General features: G+C 48.6%; 15 protein-coding genes. 1 reads left to right on the top strand and 14 read right to left on the bottom strand.

The features are described 5' to 3' along the window. Positions 1-33 precede the first annotated feature (33 nt). The 4 genes from Q0174_RS10790 to thiH form a co-directional block, all read right to left on the bottom strand. A complete protein-coding gene (locus tag Q0174_RS10790) occupies positions 34-1,032 on the bottom strand; it encodes a hypothetical protein (protein ID WP_298043950.1) in 999 nt (332 codons plus the stop codon). Between the two features lie 156 nt (positions 1,033-1,188). Beyond that, a complete protein-coding gene (locus tag Q0174_RS10785; RefSeq protein ID WP_298043949.1) occupies positions 1,189-2,364 on the bottom strand; it encodes a thiamine phosphate synthase in 1,176 nt (391 codons plus the stop codon). Beyond that, positions 2,358-2,912, bottom strand: coding sequence for a hypothetical protein (locus Q0174_RS10780; protein WP_298043947.1), 555 nt, complete (start codon positions 2,910-2,912; stop codon positions 2,358-2,360). The genes Q0174_RS10785 and Q0174_RS10780 overlap by 7 nt, the downstream gene beginning before the upstream one ends. Further along, positions 2,905-4,038 (bottom strand): 2-iminoacetate synthase ThiH, encoded by a 1,134-nt coding sequence (gene thiH, locus Q0174_RS10775; protein ID WP_298043946.1) that lies wholly within the window; start codon positions 4,036-4,038, stop codon positions 2,905-2,907. The genes Q0174_RS10780 and thiH overlap by 8 nt, the downstream gene beginning before the upstream one ends. Before the next feature lie 220 nt (positions 4,039-4,258). Here thiH and Q0174_RS10770 point away from each other — a divergent pair, with 220 nt between their 5' ends. Continuing rightward, positions 4,259-4,876 carry a tetratricopeptide repeat protein gene (locus Q0174_RS10770; RefSeq protein WP_298043943.1) on the top strand — a complete coding sequence of 206 codons (618 nt, stop codon included), beginning with the start codon at positions 4,259-4,261 and terminating at the stop codon, positions 4,874-4,876. A 353-nt stretch (positions 4,877-5,229) separates the two neighbouring features. On the opposite strand, the gene Q0174_RS10765 is transcribed toward Q0174_RS10770, so the two are convergent. The 10 genes from Q0174_RS10765 to Q0174_RS10720 all read right to left on the bottom strand — a co-directional run bounded on the left by Q0174_RS10765 (position 5,230) and on the right by Q0174_RS10720 (position 15,572). Next, positions 5,230-5,991, bottom strand: coding sequence for a thiazole synthase (locus Q0174_RS10765; RefSeq protein WP_298043942.1), 762 nt, complete (start codon positions 5,989-5,991; stop codon positions 5,230-5,232). Positions 5,992-6,527: 536 nt separating this feature from the next. Next, positions 6,528-7,322, bottom strand: coding sequence for a sulfur carrier protein ThiS adenylyltransferase ThiF (thiF, locus tag Q0174_RS10760; RefSeq protein WP_297922186.1), 795 nt, complete (start codon positions 7,320-7,322; stop codon positions 6,528-6,530). 935 nt (positions 7,323-8,257) lie between these two features. Next, a complete protein-coding gene (thiS, locus tag Q0174_RS10755; protein ID WP_005871344.1) occupies positions 8,258-8,461 on the bottom strand; it encodes a sulfur carrier protein ThiS in 204 nt (67 codons plus the stop codon). Further along, on the bottom strand, positions 8,454-10,046 hold the full coding sequence (locus Q0174_RS10750; RefSeq protein ID WP_298043940.1) for an ABC-F family ATP-binding cassette domain-containing protein: 1,593 nt from the start codon (positions 10,044-10,046) through the stop codon (positions 8,454-8,456). Before Q0174_RS10750 ends, thiS begins: the two co-directional genes overlap by 8 nt. Before the next feature lie 214 nt (positions 10,047-10,260). After that, on the bottom strand, positions 10,261-11,388 hold the full coding sequence (locus Q0174_RS10745) for a cation diffusion facilitator family transporter (protein ID WP_298043939.1): 1,128 nt from the start codon (positions 11,386-11,388) through the stop codon (positions 10,261-10,263). 20 nt (positions 11,389-11,408) lie between these two features. Next, positions 11,409-11,795, bottom strand: coding sequence for a hypothetical protein (locus tag Q0174_RS10740; protein WP_298043937.1), 387 nt, complete (start codon positions 11,793-11,795; stop codon positions 11,409-11,411). A 115-nt stretch (positions 11,796-11,910) separates the two neighbouring features. Further along, on the bottom strand, positions 11,911-12,078 hold the full coding sequence (locus Q0174_RS10735; RefSeq protein ID WP_298043935.1) for a hypothetical protein: 168 nt from the start codon (positions 12,076-12,078) through the stop codon (positions 11,911-11,913). A 77-nt stretch (positions 12,079-12,155) separates the two neighbouring features. After that, positions 12,156-13,349, bottom strand: coding sequence for a tetrahydrodipicolinate N-succinyltransferase N-terminal domain-containing protein (locus Q0174_RS10730; RefSeq protein WP_298043932.1), 1,194 nt, complete (start codon positions 13,347-13,349; stop codon positions 12,156-12,158). A 117-nt stretch (positions 13,350-13,466) separates the two neighbouring features. Further along, complete coding sequence (locus Q0174_RS10725) at positions 13,467-14,519, bottom strand: hypothetical protein (RefSeq protein ID WP_298043930.1); 1,053 nt, start codon at positions 14,517-14,519, stop codon at positions 13,467-13,469. A 27-nt stretch (positions 14,520-14,546) separates the two neighbouring features. Continuing rightward, positions 14,547-15,572, bottom strand: a complete 1,026-nt coding sequence (locus tag Q0174_RS10720) for a hypothetical protein (protein WP_297948580.1) — start codon at positions 15,570-15,572, stop codon at positions 14,547-14,549. Positions 15,573-16,300: the final 728 nt, after the last annotated feature.

Raw genomic sequence — 16,300 nt, 5'->3', positions numbered from 1 at the left:
ATATAAATTTCAAATAGAGTCCGCTTTTATGGTCTACACAAAAATTTGCGGCGGGATTTTATCTAAATTTTTCCCTGTTTTGAGTAGAAAATAGGCTTTTAGCTCCCTGTATTCTTTGCTACTTAGAAACGAAACCTCTATAAAAGAATTTTTGTCATATATCAATATGCTGTCATTTATAATATCAAAGCCTAGCCCGTTAAAAAGCCTATATAGCACTAAAGGAAAAAAGCTAATCGATATAATTACCGCAAAAATTATCCAAAAATTTTCCTCCCTTCCGTCTATCACTACCGCTACGAAAAAAACCAAAAGCAAGTATATAAAAGCAAATAGCAGCATAAGGCATTTTGTCTTTTTTGATATTTCGGGATATGACGGTCCCGTGGTTCTTTTGATACCAATTATATTGGAAATTTTAGTCTCATATAAAATGGCTTCCGTCTTTTTAGAATATAGGGTTATATCGTCATTTTTAAAGCATATATAGCACTTGCCGAAATTTGAAAATTTATTTAATGCTCTGAGCGGAAAATAGCAATCCAGCAAAACGAGAAATAAAATTTGCTGGGCGGAAAATTTACCGCATATCGCCATCAATATCGTAGTAATGATATAGATCGCGCCGATGATAGCATTTAAAATTATAGCGTGGTCTTTTATGATTATCGGCTCTTTGTCGTAATCACGAGTTTTAACGCCTCGCGATGAAACACCGCCTGTGTTTAAATTTTGAAATTTTACCTCGGCTTGTGAGTTTAAATTCGTGCTTTTTAAATTTGTATCTCGGAAATTTGCGCCGCAAAGATGATCGGCTTGCGATTCGGGGTTTGTTTGATTAAAATTCGTATCTTTAGGGCTTTCGCTATTCAAATTTGCATCGTTTAAATTTAATGATCTGCGATCCGCCGCATCGCTTAAATCCGCATTGTCAAAGATGTCGGCGCTAGCGCCTTTTCGCAGCTTTTGTTTTAAGTTCTGGCGCCCCTCGTTTAGAAGCTTTTTTGATTCCTCAAGCCGCACTTTATCCAAAAAATATCCTTAAGCTTAAATCGCTCGTATTTTATAACTTTGGGCTTAAATCGCAATAAATCGCGTTCATTTCGCGCGTTTTTGCATTGCGCCGCATGCGCGAAATGACGGCAACAAGGGCGCGACAAAAGAAACGGAGCACATTTTCGGATTGATTCATTTCTTAAATTTTCTTATGAAATCGCTCGCGTCCCGCGCAGCCATCGCAGAGCTCATAACGGCGATCCTGTCGGCTCCCGCGCGTAGGACGGAGGCGAAATTGCGCGGCGTTATGCCGCCCAGCGCGTAGATTTCGCCCGCGAAAAACTCCCGCACGGCGCGAATCAAATTTAGCCCCCTCGGCGCTAGCCCCGCCTTGCAATCGGTCGCGAATATATGGCTCAGACAGATCGCACTCGCGCCCAGTTCCAGCGCCTCGCGCGCCTCCGCCTCGCTGTGGCAGGAAGCGACCAGTTTTTTGAAATTTGCGCGCAAAAACTCCGCGCCGTGCGCCGCGCTGAAGCTCCGCAAAACCCCGAGCGGCAGCCATAAATTTCTCTCGCCCTTGCGCAGCGTAAAATCTGCGAAATTATGCACAAAGATCGTAGGCGGGCGCCTTGCCCTCTCTGCGCTCTGCGTGCCCTTCGCACCCTGCGAGTTTTCCGCCTCTTTCACGCTCTCTGTGCCGTTTGCCTTTTCTGCGCCATACGCACTTTCCATGCTCTCTGTGTTTCCTCTGCCCTGCGCGATTTCGGCGTCTTCTGCGCTCTGTATAGTCCCATCCGCGGGTTTTGTTTCGCTTGCGGCACCACGAAGCGAAATTTCGCCAGGCGCGCTATCGTCCGCGCAGTTTGCGGTACCGGTAAAATTTTCAGACAAAATTTCATCTAAAACGCAAGCGGAATTTTTAGGCCGTGTCTCATCTGTAGCGACACCGTACTTGTGGGCCGCATCCGCGCAAATCTCGCTCTTGCCGCCGCCCAAATGGAGCTTTTTTGGAGAAACTTCGTCTGCGTCGCGCTCGCAGAGCAAAATTTTATCAGCGTAGGCCGCGCTCACGTCTAATTCGCCCTCAAGAGCTTGGATTTTGCCAAATTTAGCAGTGCAAGCTTCATCTGCAAAAATCACGTTTGCAAAAGCCTTATCCGCACAAAATCCGCTCTCGCAGGCGAGTAAAATTTTACCAAACAGCGCTGCGTAAGCTTTCTCGCTCAGGTCTTTTTCGCGTACGACGATCTCGCCTACACCCGTTGCGGCAAAATCCGCTATACGCGCAAGCAGTGCCGCCTCGCCGCCGCAGAGCGCGCGATTTGTGATGATCGTAATGCGCGAAGCAAGCTCAAAATCTAGCATCCGCTTGCCCCCTTTAGCCCAGAATCCGTACGCGGCACAGCACTGAGGCTTAAAATTTTGCCCGTAGCGCTAGGAATTAAAATTTTACTTGCTAGAGCGAGTGCCGAAATCCCCGCCGTCACGCCATATTTCAAAATTTCGCCCGCCTTAACAAGGGCTGAAATTTCCGCCGCAGCGCTAAGGCTCAAAGCGTTCGCCCAGCTCCTCGATTTTAGCGACCTTACGTTGCCGCTGCATAAGAACCCAAAGCTCACGCCGTTTTTAAATTTAAAATTTACGTCACCCGCGGGCTCGAAATTTGCGCTACCTTTAAATTTTAAATCCTCGTATGTGTTCCTAGGCCTCAAATTTACACGCGCATTTTTGAGTCCAGAATTCCTAACGCCCGCTAACGCGGTGCCTAAAATTTTATTATCCGTCATGACGCCATAAATTTTATCGCCATGTGCGGCGCTGTGGAATTTGATCTCATATTTGACGCTATAAATCTCGCGTCCGGCGCCGTAAATTTCATCCACGCACGCGGCAGAATTTCGCGCCTCACACATAGATATACTCGCTCATCAGCGGCTGCAGCCCGCCGCCGCGGATCGCCTCGCAGACCTCACTTACGCTGCGCGCGTCGCTGATCTCGAACTGCTCGTCGCCCCTCTGCTCGCTGTGCCCGCCGATACCCACGCTCACGCCCGCCGAAATTTTGCTCGCCGCGATCCTGATCGCATTGTCGCGGAAGCCCGCTCTCTCGCGCGTGGAGATCGTGATCTGCGCACTTGGCAGCAACATTCGATACGCGCACATGACCTGCAGCAGCTCGCGCTCACCGACGTCCTTCGGGTTTATTTTGTCGTTGTTGATGATCGGGCGCAGGCGCGGCACCGAAAAGGAGATCTCGGCGCGCGGGTACTTGCGCTGAAGCAGCCATGCGTGCACGCCCGTGGCAAAGGCATCGCGGCGGAAATCCCCGAGCCCCAAAAGCGCCGCGAAGCCCACGCCGCGCATACCGCCTCTAATCGCGCGTTCTTGGGCTGCGAAGCGATACGCAAAAACGCGCTTATTGCCCGCAAGATGCAGCTGCGCGTAGCGTGCGGGATCGTAGGTTTCTTGAAAAACGGTGACGAAATCGACGCCACAAGCGTGCAAATAGGCGTAATCGGCAGAGTTTAGCGGATAAATTTCAACGCCGATTACCTTAAAATACTGCCGCGCAAGCTCGCAGGCGCGCCCGATGTAGCGCACGGGGCTGTTTTTCTCGCTCTCGCCGGTGAGGATTAAAATTTCTTCTAGCCCGCTTGCCGCGATCGCCTCAAACTCCGCCTTTAGCTGCGCCTCATCGAGCCTTGCGCGCGCGATTTTGTTCTTGCAGTTAAAGCCGCAGTAAACGCAGAGATTGTCGCAGTAGTTTGAAATGTAAATCGGCGTGAAAACGGCAATGTTGCTGCCGAAATGCGCCGCTTTTTCGCGCGCTGCGGCTTGCGCAATCTGCTCCAAATGCTCGCCTGCGCGCACGCTTAGTAGCGCCGCAAAATCGCGCAGACTTCTATTTTTCGCGCCGATCGCCCTTTGCACGTCCACCTCGCTCGCCTCCTCGCAAAAGCCCTCGCGCAGAGCAAGCGTACGCTCCATTGTCTCGCTTCCGATATCCTCCATGCCCGCTAGATAGCCGGTTCCCATCATCTTTAAAATTTTCCTTTTAAATTTTCATTTAAATTCCACGCGGCACGCTTTTGTGCGAAAATTCTTGCCGCGCAAATTTCTCATCATTTGGTCTAAAGGTGCATTTTAGCAGGATTTAGATAAAAAATTGCAAAACGAGGGGGCGCCTATTCGTATTTTAAATTTTAGTGATTATTAAAAGATGAAAGAATATACTTTCGTAAAATTTAAAGGAAAAGTAATGAAAAAAATCATCTTAGCTTTAGCCCTGTTGGGCTCTTTGGCTTTTGGCATAACTTTTAGCAAAGAGCAAGTTAAACAATTTGAGCAAAATTGCGAAGCAGGCAATATTGAAGCTTGCGGTGACGCCGGCGCTCTTTATGAAAATCCGACCGTATTCGGGGGAAACGCATCCGATAGAGACTATAAAAAAGTGCTTTACTACTTTAAAAAAGCTTGCGATGGAAACGATTATGCAGCTTGCTCGGATTTGGGAGTAATGTACTTCGACGGCAAAGGGGTAAAAAAAGATTATAAAAAGGCTGTCGAGCTATTCGATAAAGCTTGCAATGGCGGACTTGCGAACGGCTGCAACAATTTAGGTCATATGTATGCGCATGGCAAAGGGGTAAAAAGAGATATGACACGGGCTATGGAATATACCGGAAGAGCTTGCGATGCGGGGAGCTGGGTAGCGTGCGGGAATTTTGCTTCAGGTCTCGAAGCCGATGGCGACAAAGCAAGAGCGGTGCAATACTATCAAAAAGCCTGCGAAATGGGCAAAAAGGACCCGGTGCTATTAGACTATGAAAAAGACTATTTACGAAAATACTGCGACAAATACGACATACTAAAATAGCCCGCTGATCGATCTAGCTCCTCTTAATCGGGCTACTTTCAGCCCGATTAAATTTTAAAATTTCATCGCCGAGCTTGCCGCGCTTTGCACCGCTACCAAATTACTTTTCGCCGCAGTGCTTTAAGACGCCTAGCGAAGTGCGGAATTTACGTCGTTCGACATAGGGCTTAACAAAGTGTGCTGAGATTTAACTCACATGGCGCAAATTTGCACGGCGCGAAATTTTAAAATTCCACGCCGCATCTATCGGCCGCTACGCCGAGCCTGCGCGATATGTATCTATAGCTCAAAAATGCAAATTCCGCACAAAAAAACACGGCTCGCGCAATCAAACGCGCTTAAAATTCTAACCGCTATCTCAAAAATCCCGTTAGCGGTGAGCTTGCGCTGGCTGTCTTAGAAACGGCGCCGAGCCCCGCCAGATAGGCATCGCGCCCCGCCTGCACGCCCAGAGCAAACGCCCGCGCCATCAGCGCCAGATCCCTGCTCGTGGCGATCGCCGTATTTACCATCACCGCAGCGCAGCCCATCTGCATCGCCTCGCAGGCCTCGCTAGGCGCGCCGAGCCCCGCATCTACGATGATCGGCACGTCGATTTCGCCCAGCAAAATTTCGATCATCCCGCGCATCATCAGCCCGCGATTAGAGCCGATCGGCGCGGCCAGAGGCATCACGGCGGCAGCCCCCACGCTTACTAGATCGCGAGCTACGCACAGATCGGCGTGCATGTAGGCAAGCGGCACGAAGCCCTCGCGCGCCAGAGCCTCGCAGGCCTTGATCGTCTCGGCATTGTCGGGCAGAAGGTATTTGCTGTCGCCTATGATCTCGATCTTTACGAAGTCGCCGCAGCCCAGCTCGCGCGCGAGCCGTGCTATCCGCAGCGCCTCGGCGGCGTTTCGCGCGCCGCTGGTATTCGGCAGCAGCGTGACGCCGCGAGGGATGAAATCCAAGATATTGCGGCTCTTGCTTTCGTTCACGCGACGCAGCGCAAGCGTGACGATCTCGCAGCCCGCGTGCCGCACGCAGGCGTCGATCATCGCGTGATCGAACTTGCCAGAGCCCATTATCAGGCGCGAGCCAAACTCCCTGCCGCCTAAGATCAGTTTATCGTCCATTCTATCCTCTTTAGTTTAAATTTTCGTTTTTATGCGCAGCGCAAAATGGCACATATCGGCGCACGGTGATTATACACAGCGCGAGATATGCGCGCTTTGCTTGCTTCTATTCGTCGCTTTACGCGCTGCGCGACGCTGCGCCCAAGTTTTAAAATTTTTCGTCAAAATTTTATACCACGACACAAAATTTTAAAATTTCAGCGCAGACTGCGGCTCGCTTCGCTGCGCAGAATTTTAAATCCTACGTTCAAAAGTAGCTAGCTCGCGCTGAATAAATTTTAAAATTCTACCTGCCCGCTAGCCAGGCACGGCAAAGGGTTTAAATTTCGTCGTTTAAATTTAGATCTCGCGACTAAATTCTGCGGCTAAATTTACATAGCGCGCAGCAAATTTCACGCTGTCTTAAAAACGCGCGCTGTATGCCGCCAAAATGCTCGCCGCTTCTCAAAAATAATCGCGCGAGACCTAAATTTAATCGGCGAAATAAATAAAGGCGCGTAAATTTAGAAATGCAGGCGCGCGATGAGCGGCCAGGCTTAGCCCTCCTCGCCCAAAATCAGTCTAAGCGCGACGTTTGCCTGATGTGCGGCGCAGATCGCCACGCGCGGCGCGAGCAGCCCCACGCCCTGAGCCGCGGCGCTTTTGCGGTCACCGCAGACGAAGACGTTTTTGCCGAGCCGCGTCGTGCGGATCTCGTTGGCGTCGCCGCTGCCCGCCATGCCGCTAGCGCAGATCAAAAAGCGATCTGTGCCGCTGAGCGCGTCGAAAATCATCGCCTTCGCCGCCGCGTCGTCGAAGCACTCGCAAATTATACGCTCGTTTTTTAAAATTTCGGCTACGTTTTGCGCGGTAAGCCGCTCGTTTAAGGTTTGCACGCGCACGAACGGGTTTATGCGCGCGATTTTTTCGCGCAGAGCGGCCGTTTTGGGCTTGTAGAGATCGCCGATCTCGTACTGCTGGCGGTTGAGGTTGGTCGGTTCGACGACGTCAAAGTCGATCAAAAAGAGCTCGCCCACGCCTGCGCGCGCAAGCAGGATCGCGACGTTGGAGCCGAGCCCGCCGAGCCCGCAGATCGCCACGCGCGAGCCTTGCAGCGCCTCGTTTACTGAAGGAGCGTTGCGAGCAAGCATCAGCTCGCGAAGCTCCTGAGGCGCCAGCTCCGCTCCGCGGGCAAGCAAAAAGAGCTCATCGCCCGCCTTTAGCTCGCAGTTCTGCGTGCTCGCATAGCCGTTTATCACGGCGATCTCGCCGCTAAATTTAACCTCGCGCTTCAGCCCGTCAAGATCGCTCGCGGCTGTTTCGTAAGCTTTGCCGTTTAATTTTATCTGCATTTTGATCCTAAATTTTATCTTTTTGCCGTTTAAATTTATCGCGCAAATTTAAGCGCGCGGCGCCTTGCATCTGCGCGAACATAGCGCGCATTGATGCGGTATTGCGGCGCGGTTGCGGCAGAAATCTGCGCGGCTACTACGCACCGCGCAAACGCTCGCGTGAATTACGGCGCAAGCGGACGTACCTGGCGCATCGCACGCGATTTTGATCTAAAAATTTCATCTTGCTTTAACGCGTCATGTTTCAAGCCTACTGCGCGCATTGTATTCAGCTAATACGGCGCGTCGTAGAGGTCCCGTACGGCAGCGCAATGCACACTAAATCCGTTAAATTTTAGCGCATTAACCCAACTTATCGGTTAAATTTAAAGCCGCGAAGCGCTAGAGCGATCCGCCGAATTTAAAAGCTTAAACGCACGAATAAATCCATGCTGCAGCTAAATTTAAAATTTCAAGCCGAACCGAACCGACGAAAAAGCGGCACGCAGCAACATACGTCGTAGCGTACATAGCGGCAGAGATCTCGGGGTAAATTTTAAAACCCCGCGCCCAGACCCCGCAACTTCGGCGTAAATTTTAATTCCCGCGCTCAAATCTACGGCGCCGATGCGGTTTTAAAGCCCATATCATGCCACCGCAGCTGGCAACGCAAATTAGCGTTCCATTACCACAATAAAAATTTAAACTCTATCGCCGCGGAGCGAATTTTAAAACTCCTGCATTCGGTCGCCGCGGCTTCCTCATAAATTTAAAAATCCCAAACACGCTATGTCCCTGCGCCGCCGTATCGCTTAAAATTTTAACGACGCGCGCGCAAATTTTAAGCCCCAGCCGCTGTGTCGCCATGCCGCTTAAAATTTAACGGCTTCCTTAGTGACCTTCGCGCAGATTTAAACCTAGGCTGCCGTAATTTAACATAACCCGAAGCTCCGACCTTAGCCGCCGCCTACGAACTCGACGATCTCATATTTTTTGCCGCTTGAGATCTGCGTGCGCTCCCACGCCTCTTTTTTTAAAATTTCGCCGTCGCGCTCGAGCGCCACGAAGCGCAGATCGTGTCCGCGCGAGCGCAAAAACTCGCTCACGCTCATATCCTGCGCCAGCTGCAGAGGCTCGCCGTTTACGCAGATCTCAATCATCGCTCGCCCCCAAGCTCTCGCGATACTCCTCGTAAGTACCCCTAAAATCGACAATTTCGCCGTCTCCTTTGAGATGCAAAATTCTATTTGCAAACGCGTCGATGAGCTCACGGTCGTGGCTCACGCAGATCGCGCAGCCCGCGAAGTTATACAGCGCCTCGCCAAGCGCGATGATCGCCTCAAGATCGAGGTGGTTGTTGGGCTCGTCGAGCACTAGCAGGTTTGGGCGTTGCAGCATTAGCTTGCTTAGCATCACGCGGTGTTTCTCGCCGCCGCTTAGGCTGCCTACGCTTTTCTCCTGCTCCGCGCCGCTAAAAAGCATACGTCCAAGGCATTTGCGAATTTCATCCAGATCCCTATTTTGCGGGCTTTGCAGATATTCGTAGAGCTTGAGCTCGCCTGAAATTTTATTATTCGTATCCTGCGCAAAGTACCCGGGCTCGATCGTGGCGCCCATGTGCACCTTGCCGCGCTGCGGCGCGAGCTCGCTCATGATGATCTTGCAAAGCGTGCTTTTGCCCACGCCGTTTCGCCCGATAATCGCGATCTTATCGCCGTGAGCGAGCTTGAGGTTAAAATTTTTCAAAATCTGAATATCGCCGAAGCTCATATCCACGCCGCTTAGCTCTAAAATTTCATTGCCGATCTCGCGCGCGGGCTTGAATAAAATGCTAGGCTCTCTGCGCGAAGAGGTCGCAAGCTCGCTAAGATCGAGCTTGTCGAGCTGTTTTTGACGGCTCGTGGCCTGCTTCGCTTTGCTTGCGTTGGCGCTGAAGCGAGCGATAAATTTTTCAAGCTCCGCCTTTTCTTTGAGCTTTTTCTCGCGCTCAAACTGCGCCTGTTTGGCGATGAGATTGGATGCGATGAACCAGTCGTCGTAATTGCCGCTAAATTCGCGCACCCGCCTAAAATCTACGTCGAGGATGTCCGTGCAGACGCGGTTTAAAAAGTGGCGGTCGTGGCTGATGACTACGAGCGTGCCGGCGTGGCGATTTAGCTCAAACTCAAGCCACGAAATGGCGTCGATATCGAGGTTATTGGTCGGCTCGTCCAAAAACAGCACGTCGGGGCGCGGGAAGAGCACCTGCGCGAGCAGAACCTTAAATTTATCGCTCGTCTCGATCTCGCTCATCTTTTTATCAAAGTCGCTAATCCCCAGCGAGCTTAAAATTTTCTCGATCCGCGTTTCGTATTCGTAGGCGGGGTCCTCCTCCGCACAGATCATCTCAAGCTCGCCGAGGCGCTCGTTTATCTCATCGTTAAACTCGCCCGCTTCGTAAAGCTGCGTCTTTTCGCGCACGGCGTCATAAAGGCGCTTGTTGCCGTAGAGTACGGCGTCTTTGACGCTGAAGCTTTCAAAGGCGAATTGATCCTGTCCCAAAACGCCGATTTTAAGCCCGCTTTCAATCAAAATTTCGCCGCTGCTAGATTCGATCTGCCCGCTTAAAATTTTAAGTAGCGTCGATTTGCCCGCGCCGTTTGCGCCGATGAGACCGTAGCGCCTGCCCTTATCGAGGCTTAAATTTACGTTTTCAAAAAGCAGCTGTTTGCCGAAGCGCATCGTTAGATCTTTGATTTCAACCATATTTTTCCTTTTAAATTTCTATTTGCATTGCCTTGCGCGTAGGCTTCTGCTAAGTTTTGCGCGTAAATTTCATCTCGCGGTTTATTGCAGCTTTTGCGCCGCGCGGAGCCGCGATAAATTTCTCCTATTGTAGCTTAAAATTCTGAAATTTCGCCGAAGGAGCGCGGGCGGGCACGATTAAATTTAGACCGCCAAAGCTAGAGCAATTTAAATTTTAGCCGCTGTAATCGCTATCGCGAGTGATGATGAGCGTGTAGTTCGGATACGCCGCGCGCACCTGCTTGCAGACCGCGCGAAACGTCGCCTCCATATCGGGTGCTGCGAAATCGACGATAACGTCGAAGCTGATCGTGCGCTTGCTCTCGTCGAGATAAAATCCATGTATCTGCGAGACGAACTCGTGCGAAAGCGCCATCTGCTTGATATGCTCGTAGATCTCGGCGGCGCGCGGATCATTTTTATTAAACGCGTAAATTCCTACGGTGTCTAGGATGATATTAAATTTCGCAAAAACGGCGTTTTGGATGCGGCGCGTAAGAGCGTCGATCTGCGCTGCGGTGGTGTCGCTTGCGACCTCGATGTGGATGCTGCCGACCATCTTATCGGGCCCATAGTCATGAAACATCAGATCATACGCGCCTATGACGCCCTCAAAGCCGCGCACGACATCGTAAATTTCATTCGTAAGCTCCAAGCTCGGGCGCGAGCCCAAAAGCTTGCTGATCGTATCGCGCAGAATTTCATACGCCGTTTTGATTAAAAGCGCCGAAATTATCGCGCCCAGATACGCTTCCAAGCTCAGTCCGAAAATAAGCGAAATCAAAGCCGCTACGAGGGTGGCTAGCGATACGAGCGCGTCGTATTTGGCGTCAACGCCGCTAGCAATGAGCGAGTCGGAATTTACGCGCTCGCCCGTCTTTTGCGTGTAGAGCCCCAGGCTAAATTTCGCCGCGACCGCCACGGCGATGATGGCGAGCGAAACCGCATTATAATTCGCCGCTTGCGGATGGATGATCTTTTTGATCGATTCTACTAGCGAGACGCCGCCGGTGTAGAGGATGATGACGGCGATTACGATCGCGCTTAGATACTCGATCCTGCCGTGCCCGAAGGGGTGCGCGCGATCGGGCTGCTTGCTAGCAAGATGCACGCCCACGATCGTAATGACGGATGAAAGTGCGTCGCTTAGGTTGTTTACGGCATCAAGCACGATCGCGATCGAGCCCGAAATCAGTCCCACGACGCCCTTAAATGCTGCTAAAACTACATTTGAAATGATACCGATCACACCGGTGCGAACGATAATTTTATCTCTGCTATACGCCGCTTGAGGCACTTCCATTATTTATTTCCTTTGAAATTTTATTCTAAGCCGCAATCGCTGCGCGTGTAGGTCAGATCGGCGATTTTTTCGCCGCTTTGCAGAAATTGTCGCACGCCTATGCGTTTTAGACCGCCCGCTTTCATCGTCGCGCAAACGTCCTTTTGCCTATCGGCGCGCAAAACTCTCTCAAAATTTTGCTTTATTTTAGGATCTACTTTATCCCAAATTATGTTTTTTAGGGTCATGGAAACTATAAATTTATCGCCTTCGCACGTAGCCGCACCCAACTTTATATCTTCAGTCTCTGGGTGACTGCGCCCATTTACGGCGTCCGCCAAAGCCTTGCAGCGCTCGGCATCGGCATCTCCCGCAAACGCCGCGCTACAGATAAATACGCCTAACAGGACGAGTATAAATTTTTTCATTTTCATCTCCTTATTTTTATTTGAAATCTATCATATTAAAATTTTAAATTCAATCTATTTTTTGAAATTTAAAGACCTATTTGCGCGGCGCAAATCCGCGAGCCGCCAAAATTACTTACGTTAAAATAGCGGCGTAAATTCCATAAATCACCGCTATAAATTTTCCAAATCGCGGCAAAAATTCTTTAAATTCCGCGCAAAATTCTATGAGCGGAAATTTTGTGGCGGATCGCATGCGCTCGCTCAAAGCGGCGTGCGGCGAGATCGTCCGTATCTTTTTCAAACTCGCCGTTTAAGTTATAGATTTAACGCAGCTTAAAAAAGCTCCAGCCGATCTGCGCCCGCATTAAATTTATAAATTTAATGCAGTTCCGCGTTGAGTTTGATCGCACGCTTGCTAATGCTTGCCGTAATCTGCCCGCTTTGACTATTTTGACGGAAGTGCAGTCCGCTAAGCCCGGCAAGCTCAAGCCCTTTATAAATTTCACGATCAAATGCAAAGCCCGCATTTAGCGCTGCTAGCGCCTCGCGATCCTTTTGCGCGATAAAAACCTTCGTGCCCTCAAGTACCGCGATGCCGGCATCCACGATGCAGCGGTCGCCTAGCGGAATACCCGTTACGGAGTTTGCGCCCAGCAAGCAGTGCTTGCCGATGCTCACAGCATTGCCATTGGTGCCGCTTAGCACGCCCAAAATCGACGCGCCGCCGCCTATGTCGCTGCCCTCGCCCACGACGACCGAGCTGCTGACGCGCCCCTCGATCATAACGCTGCCGGTCGTGCCTGCGTTGAAATTCACATACGCAGCACCCGGCATCACGGTCGTACCCGCAGCGATATGCGCACCCAAACGCACCTTCGCATCGTCTAAAATCCGAACGTTTTGCGACGGTACGACGTGGCTTAGGTAGCGCGGAAATTTATCAACGCTGATGATACGCGGATAGCGGCCTTGCATTTTTAAATGGATTTCGTTTTCACGCAGCCACCAAAGCTCGATTGGGCGAGCGTTTTCGTCCCATGCGACATTCGGAAGCACGCTAAATGCGCCGTCTAGATTGAGCGTGCGCGGCTCGCAGAGATTTAGTGAAAGCGCATAAAGCTTAAGATAGACGCTCTCGACGCTTTTTGGCGCGGCATCCTCAAAGATAAAACTAGCGCAAAAGCTCGCGTGCTCGTCCGATTTCATCGCCTCTTTAACCGCAAGCAGCACCTGCAGATTTTTGTGCGCGCCCTCTTTGGCGTCTGGCTGTAGAAATTTTAAAGCCTCGATCGCCTTTTTTAGGGCTTTGTACGTTAGCGGAAGGACGCACTCACTACCGCTAAAATCCACGACCTCGCCGCATTCGGTTAGAGCATGAATTAGCACTGCTGCGCTTGTTAGCCCATCTTTAAAATTTACGTGCGCGTAATTTACGCTTAGGCTTTTGTGCCCCTCTGCGCACCCCTTAAATACGCGCCCGACCGCCCACATGATCGGATCGCGATAGCCCTTTTTGGCGCGAACTTTATCCGCAAAAGCCTGAAGCTCGCTTAGGCTTTTAATCTCTTTCATATTTAATCCTTAATCGCAAAATTGCGCGGGAGTATATCTAAATTTAATTTAAAAGGGGATTTGAAAAGGCGCATGAATGGAATTTAAAAGCGAAAACACGCGTTTTTAAATTCTTGATTATTTTGCTTTAGATTGTTTGGTTTCTTGTAGTTTTGCTGCGGACTTCTTATCTTGCTGTTGCTCCGGCGAAACAAAAATACTCACATCCTCGCTCGGGACTTTCTTTCTTATTATTTGCTCGCAGGCGACGCCGATACCGCCGCAATTGCTATCCGTGCGATTAAATTCCACATAAGCGTATTTACCGTCATCGAAAATTAACTTACCGCGAACGGATTTATTTTCATTTTTCAGATATATTTCGATACTATCATCAGCCAAACCACAAAATTTTAAAAAACCGCTATAGGTACTTACAAAAACATTTTGATAAGATATTAATAACATCATATATCCTACAACAATAAGACCAAAAACAGTAGCTATAAACCAAATTCTCCCATCTTTTTCAATCTTAGATATAGGTTCAAATATGAATTTTGATAACCATCTTAATACTTTTTTAAAGAGATTTTTATCTTTTATATAATTATAAAACTTACGAATACAGAGATTTTTGTCTTTTATATAATTATAAAACTTACGAATACGAGGATACGCTATTAACGATATAAATAATATTATACCTACTATCCAGTTACTTATATATACAAAACGTATAAGAATATTTTCTTGATTTGTAGTGTAGCACAGAGTTATCATCATTGCAAAAAAAACGAGCGTCGCCAATATCACAAAGAATTTTTTACTTATTTCGCTATACTCATCTTTACTTAAACTATAATATAGATACATTATAGTCGAACCGTATAATGCTAAAATAGTTAGAAAAATTAATAATGTAAAAAAAGCAAATAACAAAATATGATTCGCACTAAATACTTCGTATGTAAAAAATCCGTAATATCGCATATACGAAAAAATAAATGTAATAATACCGATTACTGCAAATATGGATGTTATCAAAGAACATACTTTAAACATTCGCATTACTCTCTTTTCTACTAAGTCACTTTTATCTGAAACATTTTTTAAATCAGTTTTACCTTCTAACTTATTGCTCTCAGAAGTACTTAAAGGCTCAATCTTGCTTTTATCTTTATTACTCATTTTTTCCTCCAAATTTTAAATTTCATCCTATCTAAACACATCATCCATCGGCGTGCTTTCGCATTTCTTGCGGTCCGCTTCTACAGAGAGCAGGCGAGCTTTGCTTTCGTCTAAAATTTTCGGAGTAATAACAAGCCCCGGCAGATCTAAGGAATTTACGGCGTGCTTGCCGGCAAACGCCCCCAGGCCTCTGCCAAATATCCCGTTTACGCGCCCGTTCATATCATAAATCTCGCTGCCGTCGCAGTGAAAGACATTGCCGGAGATGCACTCGCATTTAAGCCCATCCGCAGCCTCTGTGTATCTGTAGTCCTCGACGTAAAGCGCACCGCTTACGCCACGGACGCTACTTATGGGGTTGTAAATTAACACGGCTAGAATTTCATTCTTTTGCGGATTTGAGATCTCCCACTCCACGGCGCGATATGAGCTAAGCAGTAGCACGATGGGCTTATCGGATTTGGCTAAATTTAGCTTGACGCGATTATTCATCTGCGCGCTTTCGTAGATCGCGCCGAGCCACAGATCGTAGTCCTTATCCGCAGGGATCTTGGCTACGGCGTCCTTTTGACGATAAAATGGCTCTACATCTTTAAAATCCACGAAAAGCTCGCTGGAATGCGCGTCGTTTAGAAACCACGCCTCTATTTTGTGCTTGCCCTTGCTAAATTTATACGTAAGCGGGCGCTTTTGATTGCTAGATGTTCCGCCTAGCACGTCCGTGCCATCCACGGCGATTACCAGCGTAGACCAGCCGTAATCTCCTAGCACCATCTTTTCGATATCGGCGTCAAAATTAAACTCGCCGACCCAATACGCCATAAGATTTGGAGATGGAATTTCATGGAAGGAATTTCCTTCGTAATTGACGCTGATGCGATCGACGTTTTCAGAGAAAACCACTTTCTTAGGCTCATCTTTATTCAGATAAAACGCCAAAAACTTATCCTGCGGGATCTGTGCGTCCGCAGTAATCTCTTTCGCCCATTTTTGCATATTGCTCTCTTGCGCGAACGCCGCAAATGCAAGCACCAAAATAATCAAAAACCTCATTACCGACCTTTCTTATTTCGTATAAAAGTAAAATCCCTAAACCTAAAAGCCCTAGGCTTAGGGATTTTGCCGCCTTGGCTCCACAGCCTATACGAATTAAATTTCAGCTGCTTAAATTTCAGCTGCGCGAGAAATTTACTTCCGCAATCACTACAGATAAAATTCCATCCCAAATAAACTCTACAGAGGCTTTCGCAGATAAACTCCACCGCCATAAGGCCCGGCGAAATAAAAATTTTAAACTAGCGCAATGCTGTGGCTACCGCTAAAAAGCTAGACGCGATAAATTTCAAGCCTAAAATTTATATTAAAGCCCCATCTTACAATTTTAAAACAGAGCTTTAGCGATAAAATTTCACATTTTAAAATTCTGCGGCAAAGCTTTATGCTTAAAATTTTACATTTAAAACTCCAAGGCGGAATTCTACGGCAAATTTTACCTCGCTGAATTGCGCGTTTAGAATTTAATTTTCGCCGTAAAATTCTGCGCTTAGAATTTTATCTGAACCCTCACACAACGGAGATTGGTAAAATTTTAGCTCGAAAATTCAAACTACGAAATTTCGTGGCGAAATTTTAACGCAGAATTTCGAGCTACAAAACTCAGCGTGAAATTCCGCGCCGCGAAACCCGCGTGAAATTTTGCCCGCTAAATTTACGGGCAAAATTCTATGGCGAATTTGCATACCAAAATTTTGCGAGCATTATAAAATTTACAGCGAAATTAG

Origin of the sequence: uncultured Campylobacter sp. (genome assembly GCF_937996225.1) — a bacterium.
Classification (GTDB): domain Bacteria; phylum Campylobacterota; class Campylobacteria; order Campylobacterales; family Campylobacteraceae; genus Campylobacter_B.
This window is presented reverse-complemented; position numbering and strand designations above follow the sequence as displayed.

Bases quoted from the DNA above. Each gene is read 5' to 3' on its own strand.
- Q0174_RS10725 (WP_298043930.1), bottom strand. From the start codon at position 14,519: ATGAGTAATAAAGATAAAAGCAAGATTGAGCCTTTAAGTACTTCTGAG.
- Q0174_RS10730 (WP_298043932.1), bottom strand. From the start codon at position 13,349: ATGAAAGAGATTAAAAGCCTAAGCGAGCTTCAGGCTTTTGCGGATAAA.
- Q0174_RS10785 (WP_298043949.1), bottom strand. From the start codon at position 2,364: ATGCTAGATTTTGAGCTTGCTTCGCGCATTACGATCATCACAAATCGC.
- Q0174_RS10750 (WP_298043940.1), bottom strand. From the start codon at position 10,046: ATGGTTGAAATCAAAGATCTAACGATGCGCTTCGGCAAACAGCTGCTT.
- Q0174_RS10745 (WP_298043939.1), bottom strand. From the start codon at position 11,388: ATGGAAGTGCCTCAAGCGGCGTATAGCAGAGATAAAATTATCGTTCGC.
- Q0174_RS10765 (WP_298043942.1), bottom strand. From the start codon at position 5,991: ATGGACGATAAACTGATCTTAGGCGGCAGGGAGTTTGGCTCGCGCCTG.
- thiS (WP_005871344.1), bottom strand. From the start codon at position 8,461: ATGATTGAGATCTGCGTAAACGGCGAGCCTCTGCAGCTGGCGCAGGAT.
- Q0174_RS10740 (WP_298043937.1), bottom strand. From the start codon at position 11,795: ATGAAAAAATTTATACTCGTCCTGTTAGGCGTATTTATCTGTAGCGCG.
- Q0174_RS10720 (WP_297948580.1), bottom strand. From the start codon at position 15,572: ATGAGGTTTTTGATTATTTTGGTGCTTGCATTTGCGGCGTTCGCGCAA.
- Q0174_RS10770 (WP_298043943.1), top strand. From the start codon at position 4,259: ATGAAAAAAATCATCTTAGCTTTAGCCCTGTTGGGCTCTTTGGCTTTT.
- thiF (WP_297922186.1), bottom strand. From the start codon at position 7,322: ATGCAGATAAAATTAAACGGCAAAGCTTACGAAACAGCCGCGAGCGAT.
- thiH (WP_298043946.1), bottom strand. From the start codon at position 4,038: ATGATGGGAACCGGCTATCTAGCGGGCATGGAGGATATCGGAAGCGAG.
- Q0174_RS10780 (WP_298043947.1), bottom strand. From the start codon at position 2,912: ATGTGTGAGGCGCGAAATTCTGCCGCGTGCGTGGATGAAATTTACGGC.